The following is a 13,180-nucleotide window of genomic DNA, read 5'->3' on the forward strand; positions in this document are numbered from 1 at the left end:
TGTCATGGTTCCGGCTCATAAGCTCTGGACCGCAGTCATGGACGGGGATGCTGTAAGCGCACCAGCCACCAGGTCTTCGTTCCAGTCTTTATATACGGGAAGGAGGATACCACAGTGGTATCCTCCTTCCTGCAATTCTGTCTGGAGCCGTCTGGCGGCAGACTGTCCCGGCCCGTCGTTATCCAGGCAGAGCACCACATCCTGCAGGTTCTGATTCTGCTCCAGCATCCAGTGCATGGCCTGCCCTCCGGTGCCGCACAGGGCCACATAGCTGTGGGCCTGCCAGTCCTCCGGGTACAGGGTCAGAAACGACAGCATGTCGATGGGCGCCTCAAACACATAGAGCAGGTTATCTCTCCCCACATGGTGGAAGCTGTATTGGGGGCGGCTGCCCTCCACATTGACCTTGAAGGATTTGCCCCGGCTGTTGGTGCTCCGCTTGTGGGCGTGGCGGGGGACGCCGCCCTCGTCCGCGCCCACAAAGACACAGTTGTGGTACTGGGCGTCCTCATAGAGCAGTCCCTTCCGGACAAAGTGGGTGATGATGGCGCCGTCGATCTGCCGCTGCTTCATGAGGTAGGCATACACCCGGCGCATATTCTGGTGGGGAGGGGGCAGTGCAAAGGGCTTGGGCGGCTCCGTTTCCCGGCTGCCGGCAACGGGATAGGCGCCATTCAGGAGAAACTCCATAGCCTCCTGATAGGACATGCCGTAGTAGTGCTGGACGAAGCTGACCGGATGCCCACCCTGGCGGCTGTCGTGGTCGTACCACTCGCAGCCCCGGACGGTAATGCTGTGGTCGTTCTCCAGGCGATACTCCCGCCCAGAGTGGAGCAGCTTTTCGCCGCGCTGCCGCAGCAGCTCCACCAGATCTACGGTGTTGGCCCGCTCCTTCTGCTCGTCGGTATAGTGGATGTAGGTTCCCATATTTTCCTCCTGAAAACAGAGGACGCCGTGAGCATCTGCCCACGGCGTCCTTTTGTACCTGATATTTAAAAGAGTGAGAGCTGTTGGGAGGCTTCCGCCTCCACATGGGTCAGCTCCGGCGGTATCTGGCGGAGCAGCTCTCCAGCGGCCTGGGGATTGTGTACCCATTCCTCCACCTGCTCCCGCCTCAGCACCAGCGGCATCCGGTCATGGATCTCCGCCATGGAGCCATTGGCCGCCGTGGTGAGAATCACACACCGGTGCTGGCCGGCATAGTCGTTCCACAGCCCCGCCAGATAGAGGGCCCGATCCGGGCCCGGCATCTGGAACCGATACTTCCGCTTCTGCCCACCCCCATGTCCCCACTCATAAAAGCCTGTGGTGGGAAATACGCACCGCCGCCCCAGCACGGACTGACGGAACATGGGCCGCTCCAGGGCGGTCTCACTGCGGGCGTTGATGATGGCCCTGCCTTTTCCGCCCACCCCCGGATAACCCCACACCATAACCTCCGGAGCCAGCTCCGCCCCTGCCTCCATCAACACAGGCACCGGATCGGTAGGGAAGACCTCTCCGGTTTTGAACTTGTCCTGCACCTGCTGCAGGATATCCATGATCTCCCGGCTCTCCTGGGGGGACAGGCTGTATCTACCGCACATAGCACTCACCTCGCCACGTTATTCTACCACAAAACTGCCAAAACTTACTCGTGGATATTTGGGCCTGTGTCACACTATACTGGTACTAGAACAAATGTACGGGATGTGGTGCGGTGGAGCGGGTGATTCTGCACAGCGATTTGAACAACTTTTATGCCAGCGTGGAGTGCCTGGACAACGCCGCTCTGCGGGGGAAGCCGGTGGCGGTGTGCGGGGATCCCGCCCTGCGCCATGGTATCGTCCTGGCCAAGAGCTATGAGGCCAAAGCCTTTGGCGTGGCCACCGGGCAGGCCATCTGGGAGGCCAGGAGCCGCTGTCCCGGCCTGGTGGTGGTGCCGCCCCGGTATGACCGCTATCTGGAGCTCTCCCATCAGGTGCGGGAGCTTTACCTCCAGTACACTGACCAGGTGGAGCCCTTTGGATTGGACGAGAGCTGGCTGGACGTGGGCGGCAGCGCCGCTCTGTTCGGAGACGGGAAGCAAATCGCGGATACCCTGCGGAGGCGGGTCAGGGGAGAGCTTGGCCTGACGGTGTCGGTGGGAGTCTCCTTCAACAAGGTCTTTGCCAAGCTGGGTAGCGACTATCGAAAGCCGGACGCCACCACGGTGATTACCAGGGAGAACTACCGGGAGCTGGTGTGGGCCCTGCCGGTGAGCGACCTGCTGTATGTGGGCCCTGCCACCGCCCGGAAGCTGGGCCGGTACGGCGTCTATACCATTGGGGCGTTAGCCCGGTCCAGCCCTGAATTTCTCCATGCGGTTTTGGGCAAGGTGGGGGTGATGCTGTGGCAGTTCGCCAACGGCCTGGATCGCTCCGGGGTATCCCCCTATTACGCCATACCACCGGTAAAGTCGGTGGGCAACAGCACCACCGCCCCTCGGGATCTGGTCAGCGATGACGACGTGAAGATCACCCTCTACGCTCTGTGCGAAAGCGTGGCTGCCCGTCTGAGAGAACAGCGGTGTCTGTGCTCCACCGTTCAGTTGGGGATCCGGGACAACACCCTACTGCGCTATGAGCGGCAGGAAAAGCTAAAAGCCCCGGCCAGCAACTCCACCGACCTGTTTGACGCAGCCTTCCGTCTGTTCTGCACCAACCGCCCCTCCCGGCCGGTGCGCAGCCTGTCCGTCCGTGCCTGCGGACTGTCCCCAGCGGAGGAGGCACCTCAGCTCTCCCTCTTTCCCGAGGACGTCAAGCGCCGGAAGCGGGAGGACCTGGAGCAGGCGGTGGATCGCATTCGGGCCAAGTACGGCTACACCGGCATCCGGCGAGGCATCCAACTGCTGGACCCGGCGTTGGATCTGGACGCCAAGGGCAGCCATATCATTCACCCCATCGGGTTTCTGGGTACCCTTTCTTAAGGCTATTTCAGCCGCATAGCCACCTCGTGGTCGTCGGCCTTGTGGCCCAGTGCCATGCGCTTTTCCTGGAGCATCCGGCGGCGCTTCCTGTCTATGTGCAGGCCCTGCTGGATGGCGTCATCCGAAGACTGCTCCCGGAAGATACGTCCCATGTTATGAAACAGGCTGAGCACACATCCGGCCACCTGGGGCCGCGTCAGGGGCTGCCGCTCTGCTGTGTGCGGACTGGAAGCAGCTGCGCTCTGCTCTCTGTGGTGCTCCGCCTGTCTGGGTGTCTGGGACGGCAAGCTGCTCTGCTGTGACACGTTATGTTGTGGAAGCTCATCCCGGCACAACTGGAGCACCTCCCGGATGACCATATTGCGCACGGATTTGAACTCCTTCTGCCGGGACAGCGGTACCCGCTGGGGCGGATGCTCCGTGTAGGTGCGGCACACCTCCTCCCGCATCTGGTTCCACAGGTCATAGGTGGAAGCAACCCGCTCATCCTTTGCCAGCTCATCCACGATGGCGTCCACCACCGCCTTGGTCTTAGGCGGCAGATAACCATACACCTTTTTCCCGGTGGTGTTCTGGAGCCGGTCTGCCAACTCCGTGACCAGCCGCTCCAACACCTTGTTTTCACACTGGCCGTGTTCCAGGTCTGCGGTCAGCTCCGCCATAGCCTGCTCTGCATCCCGGCCCAGGGTATTCCGGTACTCCGTTTTCTGTTCGTAGACGTGGAGCAGGTCCTGCTCAAAAATGCGCCGGCCGAAGGCTGACTTGACCTGTTCGATGCCCTGTTTGGTCAGGTAACCCTCTTTGGGGTCAGTGGAGAAGAGCACCAGGTGGATGTGGGCGCTGTGCTCCTTCCGGTGGAAGGCTGCGTACCAGCGCAGGTGCTCCAGCGGGATCTTGTAGCCCCTGGCGATCTCCGGGAGGCAGGCGCACACCAGAGCGCGCCAGCTCTCAGCCGTGTCGTAGCCCAGCCGCTCCGCGTCCTCACGGCGGATCGCCACAACCGGTGTCCACACGTTGCCTGTATGCTCCGCCACCTCCCGAACTGCCTGCGAGAGATTGCGCACCTTGCCGTCACCGTTCCACAGTCCGTGCTCGCCATCCGTTTGCACACCAGGACGATGAGCCACGTAGTCCAGGTAGTTTTCCACCCGGCTCATAGGCTCCACGAAGTCCTCGCAGGCTTGCTGAATGAAGTGATCTGCATGGCCTCTGGTCGGCTCCCTCCGGTAATCTTCATACTCCAGCAGCTCCTCCGCACCGGGGAAGTCCCGGAGGATGCGCTGGATATAGGCTTCCTGCTTTTTGGTCGCCGGCAGATCTCTCTGCTCATCGGGCAGCACCTCTACGCCGGGACGGGCTGCGATGTACCGGACACGGTTGGACAGCTTGGCGGCATTTTGTCCGCCTTTCAGGTAGGGGGACATGAAACGGACACGGCTCATTCGTCAGAGTCAATTTGCCGCTGGAGATCCAGGGCGTCATCAAAGCTGATCTGACCATTGGTGCGCAGCACCTCGTCCACCGCATAGGCCCGCAGCTCCCGGCGATTGATGGGATCTGCGCGGAAGTGAGCGGCCACGGTGTGTCCCATCATGTTGATCTCCACGCACAGCTTGAACAGCAGGCTGCGCAGACGGTTTCCGTTGTCCGCCAGCATACCCCGCAGCGTATCTACCAGAGCGCGGGAGAGATACGCCGAGGTGTCCTCCGCGGCCAGGTAGCCCATGTAGAACCGCAGCGCTTTTTCAGCAAACTCCCCACGACTTTTACAGTTGTCCTCCTCCAGCCAGCCGTCCATCCGGCGGACAATTCCCGGCTTGAGCCAGAGGGTAATTTTTAGCCTGTTTTTATCGTCCATAAGTCCTCCTCGTTTACCACGGCGGTGTAAAAGAGGCTTAACTCCTTGCAACACCGCGCTTTTTCAAAGAAACCACCGCTTTAAAACTTAGAAACAGTCAATACCGACGGCGGTACTCAAATCCGGGAAAAGCCCCGCACTGCGGGGCTTTGTGGGCGGACAGCCGGGGTTCACCACGGCGGTCCTTTATCCTAGTACTAAAATCGAACAGCCCGGAAGCGCACATCCGGGGTGAAATCTGCCCCAGAAAACGGCCCGAAGCGGGAGCTGACAGCCTGGAGGGGCGGAGATACCCCTTGCGGTCGAAAGCGGGCACACAGCGCCTCACAGCGGCTCACGCGCGGGTAACCAGCGGTGGTTACATCTGAGGCGCAGCAGGCCCTTGCATTTCAGATAGGTAGTGTGCCCGGCAGTCCTCCAGATGCATGCCGGTCATCTTCACACAGATTGCGTCCATTCTTTTGCCCAGCACCAACTGTTCGTGGACGGTCAGCGGATACCGATACTCCAGTTCTCCCTCTGCACCCCGGTCATGAAATACAGACAGGGCGCTGCACACCTTGCCCGTGTCCAGGTCATAGACAGCACAGGCTGTCAGGAAGTCGTCATTGTCAGCCTCTGCCACATGAAGCCCGAACACAGCATCAGGATCATAGTTGGGAAGCAGATAGAATGTGAGGTGGTTGTCCAGCTCATTGATCTCATGCTCCAGAGTAAGCTCCTCCAGACGGAAGCGGCGGCTGCCGCACAACACCGGAGGCTCAGGATCCGACGTCAGCTCTTTTCCATCCAATTTGTTGAGTAGGCGTTCCCAGCGTTGATCTGTGGAGAGATCCTGTTTCCGGAATGCGTGGTAGGCCGCAATGCTCACATCGTGCATCCGATAGGTATGCCAGCCATCCATTGTGCTGACAGCGGAGAACAAGTTCTTATCAAAATCCAAGTCAAAGACACCGGATACACAGCCGGTGTTCTCCAGCCTCTGTGACACCAGCTGGTCGAACTCTTCCTTGGTGATAGGCTGCCGGTTTTTGAACCGCTCCGCAAAAGAAGCTGGTTGTGGATCCTGCTCCTCGGAGAGATAGGTGCGCAAGCGCAGACCGGTATGGAGCAGCTGATCCGCTGTGGCTGTTTTGAAGTACTGCTCCGCGCCATGACCGGTGACATGGTACGCGGCCCAAGTGGTGTTGGTCATTTGCCGGGCAAGCTGTTCCGCACGCTCGGTTTCGATGCGTTTTTGTATTACCTGCCGTTCCTCTAAGGGGACGCGGGCAGAATACAGTTCAGCCAGCATCTTCTGCATCACCTGCTCGGTATCTGTTCCCTCCACAGCAAGATATTTTTCCAGTGCGCTGAGTTCATACTCATGAATCCAAGTTGCAATTTCGACGGAGCCGCTCATTGTAACACCTCCTGTTCCGCCGCCTGATTGATTTTTGCTTGCTGTGCGTGCTGTGCCGGATGACTTTGCTCTGATGTGTATTCAGCGGTCGGTTGCATCGGTATGTGTTCTTGTTTGTGAATTTATATTTCCTCACCGGTTCCGCCTCCCATGTTCTGAAGTGCGCCATCATGTGCCCGCTCAGCTTGCGGCGAATGACACTCTTGATTTGGCTTCACACCCCGCCGGGGCCTGGGGCGGGAAGAGGTGGGTTTGCATTTGCTGTCCAGGTACTCCCGCATCTCCTCTGGAACACATTTCTCATAGAGCTGATCCAATGCACGCTGCAGCTCCTTCTCAGGTGTGCTCTTTTCCTTGGCAGACAAAAAATACCGAAGGGCATCCAGCCGCTCCGGTTCCATGGTTACTTTCAATTCAATCTTTTCCATTGGGCACACCTCACATGGAGTAGAACTCAAAGCGGAAGGCATTTTCCACTTCGCCGGGCTGGAAGGTCTCCGGCTGTGCGAATCGCTGAGTGAAGTGCTCCATCTGCTCCGGGGTGAGGGAGCAGAAATCGCCGTCGTCCGTACACCCTGCCAGGAAAAAGGTACCGGTGATGATATCATTCCCCAGCCGGCGATTTCCCTCCAGCCCGTTGAGTTTGCCATCCTCATTGCACACCAGGCAGGCATTGTCCAGCGCGATGACCTCAATGTATCCGCCCACCATCTTCTGGGCAGCTTCCAGTGTATTGGGGATAGTCACAGTCTCCGGAACCTTTCCAGGCTCCACTTTCAGTATGGTGATCTGGTTGCTTTTCATTTGAATTACCTCCTTAGCTCGTAGGCAGATAGGATCTTGGATTGACGCGCTGACCGTTGATGCGCACCTCGAAGTGCAGATGGGGCCCGGTGGAGCGCCCGGTGGAGCCGGACAGAGACACAATGTCGCCTGCCTCCACAGTGCTGCCCACTCTGGCCAGCAGCTTGGAGCAGTGGGCATACAGAGTCACCATGCCGTTGCCGTGGTCGATCATCACATAGTAGCCGTAGCCGCCGGCATTGTAGGTGGCGGTGGTGACCACGCCGGGCAGAGCCGCCCGGACCGGCGTGCCGGTGGGAACGGCAATGTCAATCCCGGTGTGGCCCCTGGTCTCGCCGGTGAAGGGATCCCTGCGGTAGCCGAACTCGGAGGTGACACGGCTCTCCCAGCCGGAGCCGATGGGAGAGCAGAACCCATCCGCACCAATGAAGGGCACCTCCGCGCCTGGGATCCAGTCCTCTGTTCCGGTGGAGGAGCCGTAGCGCACCAGGTTGTAGATGCTGTCGGCATTGCTGCGGTGCTCCTCTGTGATGGTGAGCCCGGTGGCTGCCTGGATGTTTGCCCACACGGTTTCCAGGTCTGTGATGGGGATGGCCACGGTATAGCTCTCCTCGGTCTCCACCTCATTGCCCTCCTCGTCTGTGGTGGTCACAGTCCGGGTGCGCTCCTCATAGGTCACAAAGCAGTCCACAAATTGCCGGTGGGCCCGGCTGCTGGGTACCTCGTCGCCGAAGTACAGAGCATAAAAGATGGCCTTGACCCGTATGGAGTCAAGGCCAGTTTCACCCTCGGTCACATTGTTGACGGTCTCTATATACCCGTCCAGCAGCGCAAAGCTGTGCTGCATGTCCTCCACATAGACGCGGTACTCCGCCGGCATATTGGCTGGCAGAGCACCGCCGGAGAAGCACAGTTGGAGCACGCTGTTGTTGTGATCCGCCGAGCCGCCCAGGATGGAGCAGAAGGCAGCGACAAGCAGAATCACGGGAGCCAGAATCGCCACCAAAACCCATCCAACAGCCTTGCGTCCTCTTTTATCGGACAGAACTGCGGCAGCGACCTTGGCGATGGCCGCAATGGGAGCTGCCATCAGCGACCACCCGCCGATCCAAAAAGTTTCTCTTTATGGGGCGGAGCATGCACCGCCAACAGGTGCCGGTCGCTGCCGCACTTGTAGAGGCAGACGCCCTTCTGGGGCTGCCGCACCAGCTCGTACTCGTTTTCCTCCAGCTGGAGGTTCTCCATATAGAACCGCTTGTCGGTGGATCCGGCATAGAAGATGAACTGGTGGGTGGGGATGGCAAAGAGGGGGCGGGTCAGCTCCCGGATGCCCGACTGGTCAAAGTCCTCCAGGTTCTGACTGGCCAGAATCATGCTGGACTCCTTTTTGCGCACCCGCTTGAGACAGTTGCGGATGTAAGTGACTGCCACCGGATTGGTGAGCCACAGGTACAGCTCGTCAATAGCGGCCACCGTGTTGCCGGCGGTGAGCAGTTGGTCGGACATATAGGCCAGCACGCTGAACAGCAGGGTGTCTCTCAGGTTCTGGGCCGCATTCTCCAGCCCCTTGATACAGAACACCAGGAACCTGGACGACGAGATGTTAGTGTACCCGTTGAAGAACCGAGCGTCTGCACCCTTGCACATGGAGTGGAGCCCCAACATGAGGTCCCGGAGCATTTCCCGCGGGTAGAGCTTCAAATCCTCCTCGTGCTCATAATTCTGATAGGCCTCCTCAATGGTGTCGTAGAGGTCTGACAGGACGGGGTAGTCGGTAGGAGTCATCCGGGAGAAGTCGGTGGCGTCGCTGATGCCCCACTTCCGATAGAGCCGCTCCACCATCAGCTCCAGGGTGTCGACGTGAGGGGTATCGAAGTCCTTGTAGACCCGGAAGATGTCCCGCAGAAAGGAGATGTGCTGGGCCAGCAGGGTGCCCCGGAAGGCGGCGGGCGCGTCAGGGTCATCCGGCTCACTGCCATCGTCCCAGTGCCTGGGCTCCAGCAGATTGATGCGGATCCTGCCGCTGAGCAGATCCACAAAGCTGCCCCCCAGGTTGCCGCACAACTCCTCCATCTCATGCTCCGAATCCAGGGAGATAACGGACTTGCCGGACTCCAGCACATTACACAGCAGGAATTTCAGCAGGTAGCTCTTGCCCTGCCCGCTGTTGCCCAGGATCAGGGCGCTGGCGTTGGTCTTGTCGCCGGTTCTCCGATCCAGGTCCACGATGATATTGGAGCCATATTTCTCATTGCCCAGATAGAAGCCGCAGGGATCCGTCTTGCCAGAGTAGCTCATGGGGTAGAGGTTTGCCACACTGGAGGCGGGCAGGACGCGCTCGGCAAAGGCACCAAAGACGTTATGGCCCGCCGGATTGGAGGAGAGGAAGCCATCCCTCTGCCGCAGGAACAGAGGGTCCGCCCCCAGCTTGGCACGGAGCAGCATGGCATTGACCTGATCCCGCAGGGTGCGCAGCTGTTCTGCTGAATTTGCGCTCAATTCAAGAAAGACGGAGCAGTGGAGCAGGGGCTCCTGTTCCCGGCGCAGGGTGTTGATGAGGGCGGCCACATCCTGGAGCTTGGCCTCCGCTGTGACGCTCTGCTTCATGTTGTTCAGGTTGCCACGTTCCATCCGGCTCTTGTTGGTGGCTGTGTGGAGAATGGCATTTTCCTCCGCGGCTGTGACTTGCCGGGCGGTCAGGTGCAGCGTTACGCCCCCCAGCTCTCCCAGCTGACTCAGGAGAGCCAGCTGCTCCGTCGTGGGGGGATAGCTGCGCAGAACCATCACAGAGCGGTAGGTGCCGCCCAGGATAAAGGAATCTGTGTTGAACTGTACGGCGGCAGGCGCAATGAGATCCAGGAATTCTTTGGGGCGAGGGAGTGGTGGCTGCTTTGTGCCCACTTTTTTCTTCTGCTGTTTCTTAGCCATTCCCGGTCACCGCCCTTTCGCCGTCCACGTCCTCAAAGTAATCTGTGGTCACTTCATGCTGGTAGTAGACTGCCAGCAGCCGCTTCACGTCCTGTTCTTCCACCAGCTGGACACGGACCCCGTGGTCACACAGGGCCTTTTCCAGCTGCCGCAGCCCGCGCTCGTCCGCAGCTTCTTTTTCCTCCATCCGCATGACCAGCAGAAATTCCCGTGACGAGGCGGAGGCGGACTGGATCGTCTCCAGATGCCGGATATCCTGCTGCAGCAGAGTGCGCAGAGCCGGGATGGTCTCCTGCTCCAGTCTTGCCTGGTAGAATTCCTTGTTGCGCTGGAAGGACTCTCTGGAGTCCAGGGCCAGCAGTTCCACCGCCGATTCCGCCCGGAGCAGATTGGCCAGGGCTGTGACACGCACCCGGATGCCATCCTCCGAAAGGACGGTAAGGTTGTCCGGCCGAATGAGGAAGAACACCAGCTCACCGCGGGCTGTCGTCACTCCATGGGGCGTAATCCGCTGGATCCCCATGAGCTGCCGGGTGGACTGATGCTGGCGAATTGCCAGTTTTTCTTTTCGGTTCATCATGGTTCAAGCCTCCAATCATAACGCTGCTGCTGCAAAAACAGAAAGCACGCTGCCCGGCGGAGAAAGTCCAATATGCTGGAGCCATCCAAACGGATGGAGAGGAAGGCATACAGAACCGTGATCACCAGCGGAATCATGCCAATGCCCTGACTGAGCGCCAGAACAGAGAGCAGAAAACTCACGCCGATGATGCCGATATCCCGCAGCTCCCACAGCCAGAGCATGGGCTTGGCTCTCAGGTTTTCAGGGTAGATAAACATTTCATCACCTCCGCTGTTCAGATCAACACGGTGGTTTCATGGTCAGCCCATCATTCGAGGACTGCTGACACGGTTCCTGGCCGGACAAGCATTCATACAGAACGGGCTCAGGCTGTATTTCTCCTGTCTGGATCGGAACTAGGAAATGGGTCACTTTTGCCAACAGCTCCTTGTCCGGGCAAGAATAGATAATGCTTCCCCGCGTATCCAGAAGCAGCCGGTCCAACGTGTCGGTCAACACGATCTCGTCTGCGCAAGGGCGGCTTCCAATAAAATTGGCGATGTCGCGCGGTGTGTCCGGGAAGCGGTATTCCGCGCAGCTGCCATTCTGATAGACTGCGGCGTACACCACGTCGCGGATGGGAATAAAATAGTCGAATTTGTCTTCCATGGCGCGGAGCTCCGGCGAACGTGATGTCATTCGCTCCCAGATATTTGGAAATTGAGCGGAGTAGTCCAGCAGGAGCTGGCCGCTGGAGATGTCGGGATGCTGAGGTAACTCACGCTGGAGTTCATTGAGGCTCTGGTCGGTCAATTTATGGTGGTTTAATGCATTGTACAGTCTGCGCCTCTCTTCCTCATCTGCAAGCGAGAGCTTTTCTGCGTATGCGTCAACGGCACAATCCGCAAAGCTCGGGAAGCTCATTTCTGCCCCAATATGAGGGTCCTTAGCCAGCGTGTCCGGGTTGTCAATGGCTGCCAAGTAGATCTCTTTCCCTTGGGCAACTAGCCAGGTCCGGAAATCAAGAAACCCATCAGAGGTAGCAGGGACACCCAGTGCGGTGCTGGCAGCCTGGAGGTCATTGCGGCATGCTGCATCGCGGTATTCATAGAAGTATAGGTTCCAGTCCAGAATGTCCTCCGGCGGTTTCTGCAACAGCTCACGATAAATTTGTTCTGCCATCATGGATTGGCTCCCGTCAGGAACAGCTTGGCGGGCGGTTTCAATGGTGCTCCAGAACTCTTCCTTGGTCATTTCAGATCCTCCTCTCGTAGAATAGATGTAACCTGATACCAACTAGAATGCCCCCGCCGCACAGTACAGCGGCGGGGGCATTCCCATATTTACGCTTCCGGTTTTTGCTCGGCATCTTCTGCCAGCGCCCGGTGGATGCAGTCCAGAAAGAATGCCTTTTGTGTCATGTTGTATTTCTCAAGATACGCCTTGAGCTGATCCATCAGCTCCGTCGGGATTTGGAAAGCCACCGTTTTTACATTTGCCATATTGCAGGCGCCTCCTTTTTCATATTCGTAGTAGGCTGTGATGAGCTCTGTCATATACTGGCCCAGTGTCTTACCGGACGCCTCTTGCAACTTACGCACCTGGGCATGCAGGCTTGCCGGAATCTGGGCACAGAGGTTTTTGGTCCCTTCCGCCATTTTCTGACCTCCTTTCTCTGTCATTGCAAAGCAAGCATACCCAAATGCAAGGCATAAAGCCATTCACAAAACCCGACAAAGAAGATGCAGGCAATGCAAGCATAATATCCATAGATTTTTTCTACTTTGCCACCGCCTGTACAATAGTCCTAGTTGTATTGACGGCTGCTTGGGCAGTGTAGACCGCAGACATGATGTTGGCTCTGGTAGTGGTATCCAAGCCAAAGGTACCAGCAATCCTGGGCACCTCTCCCGCGGAGAGCATCAATCCCAGCCCAAGCAGGGGATGTTCGCTGAATACCATTAGCCCGGCCACCAATATGGTCGCTTGGAGAAAGGCGGTCAGGCACAGGCCAATGACCTGCTTCATCCACTGGGTGAAGCCATCCGTGTAGCCACGTGGGATGGAGAACATGTACAGGCTCCCCACAGCGATCTGGATGAGCAGGATGCCGCCCCGCTTGAGGTTGGCGAAGAACACCTTGATCACGGCGTATGCCATCAGGATCATGCAGAAGAGAATCATAATGGGGTTTGTGCCGATCCCCCAGTTCGTCTCCGCGGCCAGATCCATCAGCGAATCAATATCCATCCCCTCCAGGACGGAGGCGCCCAGCTCACCGATTCCCAGGTGGGAAATCCCGGTGGTGAAGGTGCCTTGCAGGGATACTGATAGGGTATAAAGTCGAACCGGGACGATGGTAAACAGGCTGACCGCCAGAAATCCTTTGATGGCATTCAGAGCCACCTGTTGGAAATTCCCTCGTCCTCCGGAAGCATACTCGATCCCGCATTCAAAGCCGGCCACCACCAGGCTCACCCCATACAAGGCCCAGCCCAGTTGGGAGAAAAACTGAACCACGGCCTGAACCCACTCCAGTTCAAACAGCTCCACCCCCATATTGCCCATCTGGGCGAAGAACGCCCCTAGGAAGCCTACAACCTGGCTGTAAAACCAATCCACCAGTGCGTCCATAACAGGATTGGCCACAAAGTCCCAGATAAACACGCTTTTGTCTCA

At 58.4% G+C, this 13,180-nt stretch carries 15 protein-coding genes; 1 reads left to right on the plus strand and 14 read right to left on the minus strand.

The window, feature by feature from the left end; translation table 11 throughout:
- Positions 1-15 precede the first annotated feature (15 nt).
- Entirely contained in the window at positions 16-927 is a 912-nt protein-coding gene (locus B5E42_RS05035; RefSeq protein ID WP_087237261.1) for a DUF3991 and toprim domain-containing protein, read from the minus strand.
- 65 nt (positions 928-992) lie between these two features.
- The gene (locus tag B5E42_RS05040; RefSeq protein WP_087237263.1) at positions 993-1,586 is read right to left on the minus strand and encodes an SOS response-associated peptidase; all 594 of its coding nucleotides are present in this window, start codon (positions 1,584-1,586) and stop codon (positions 993-995) included.
- Positions 1,587-1,699: 113 nt separating this feature from the next.
- Between B5E42_RS05040 and dinB the strand changes: the two genes are divergently transcribed.
- Entirely contained in the window at positions 1,700-2,947 is a 1,248-nt protein-coding gene (gene dinB / locus B5E42_RS05045; protein WP_087237265.1) for a DNA polymerase IV, read from the plus strand.
- A gap of 2 nt (positions 2,948-2,949) precedes the next feature.
- On the opposite strand, the gene mobP3 is transcribed toward dinB, so the two are convergent.
- The 12 genes from mobP3 to B5E42_RS05105 form a co-directional block, all read right to left on the minus strand.
- The gene (gene mobP3 / locus B5E42_RS05050; RefSeq protein WP_087237267.1) at positions 2,950-4,389 is read right to left on the minus strand and encodes a MobP3 family relaxase; all 1,440 of its coding nucleotides are present in this window, start codon (positions 4,387-4,389) and stop codon (positions 2,950-2,952) included.
- The gene (locus tag B5E42_RS05055; RefSeq protein WP_087237269.1) at positions 4,386-4,805 is read right to left on the minus strand and encodes a hypothetical protein; all 420 of its coding nucleotides are present in this window, start codon (positions 4,803-4,805) and stop codon (positions 4,386-4,388) included. The genes mobP3 and B5E42_RS05055 overlap by 4 nt, the downstream gene beginning before the upstream one ends.
- Before the next feature lie 358 nt (positions 4,806-5,163).
- Positions 5,164-6,207 carry a hypothetical protein gene (locus B5E42_RS05060; RefSeq protein WP_087237271.1) on the minus strand — a complete coding sequence of 348 codons (1,044 nt, stop codon included), beginning with the start codon at positions 6,205-6,207 and terminating at the stop codon, positions 5,164-5,166.
- A 122-nt stretch (positions 6,208-6,329) separates the two neighbouring features.
- Positions 6,330-6,635 (minus strand): DUF6103 family protein, encoded by a 306-nt coding sequence (locus B5E42_RS19500; protein WP_242967021.1) that lies wholly within the window; start codon positions 6,633-6,635, stop codon positions 6,330-6,332.
- 10 nt (positions 6,636-6,645) lie between these two features.
- On the minus strand, positions 6,646-7,011 hold the full coding sequence (locus B5E42_RS05070) for a DUF3846 domain-containing protein (protein ID WP_087237273.1): 366 nt from the start codon (positions 7,009-7,011) through the stop codon (positions 6,646-6,648).
- 13 nt (positions 7,012-7,024) lie between these two features.
- Positions 7,025-8,101, minus strand: coding sequence for a M23 family metallopeptidase (locus B5E42_RS05075; RefSeq protein ID WP_087237275.1), 1,077 nt, complete (start codon positions 8,099-8,101; stop codon positions 7,025-7,027).
- Entirely contained in the window at positions 8,101-9,939 is a 1,839-nt protein-coding gene (locus B5E42_RS05080; RefSeq protein WP_087237277.1) for a type VI secretion protein, read from the minus strand. The genes B5E42_RS05075 and B5E42_RS05080 overlap by 1 nt, the downstream gene beginning before the upstream one ends.
- The gene (locus tag B5E42_RS05085) at positions 9,932-10,519 is read right to left on the minus strand and encodes a hypothetical protein (RefSeq protein WP_242967022.1); all 588 of its coding nucleotides are present in this window, start codon (positions 10,517-10,519) and stop codon (positions 9,932-9,934) included. The genes B5E42_RS05080 and B5E42_RS05085 overlap by 8 nt, the downstream gene beginning before the upstream one ends.
- Entirely contained in the window at positions 10,516-10,779 is a 264-nt protein-coding gene (locus tag B5E42_RS05090) for a hypothetical protein (RefSeq protein WP_087237279.1), read from the minus strand. The genes B5E42_RS05085 and B5E42_RS05090 overlap by 4 nt, the downstream gene beginning before the upstream one ends.
- A gap of 22 nt (positions 10,780-10,801) precedes the next feature.
- Positions 10,802-11,755: a DUF4240 domain-containing protein gene (locus B5E42_RS05095; RefSeq protein WP_087237282.1), complete on the minus strand. Its 954-nt coding sequence runs from the start codon at positions 11,753-11,755 to the stop codon at positions 10,802-10,804.
- Between the two features lie 89 nt (positions 11,756-11,844).
- Positions 11,845-12,159: a hypothetical protein gene (locus B5E42_RS05100; RefSeq protein WP_087237284.1), complete on the minus strand. Its 315-nt coding sequence runs from the start codon at positions 12,157-12,159 to the stop codon at positions 11,845-11,847.
- Positions 12,160-12,280: 121 nt separating this feature from the next.
- Entirely contained in the window at positions 12,281-13,168 is an 888-nt protein-coding gene (locus B5E42_RS05105; RefSeq protein WP_087237286.1) for a conjugal transfer protein TrbL family protein, read from the minus strand.
- Between the last annotated feature and the right edge of the window lie 12 nt (positions 13,169-13,180).

It is taken from the genome of Flavonifractor sp. An10 (assembly GCF_002161215.1).
Taxonomy (GTDB): Bacteria; Bacillota; Clostridia; order Oscillospirales; family Oscillospiraceae; genus Flavonifractor; species Flavonifractor avistercoris.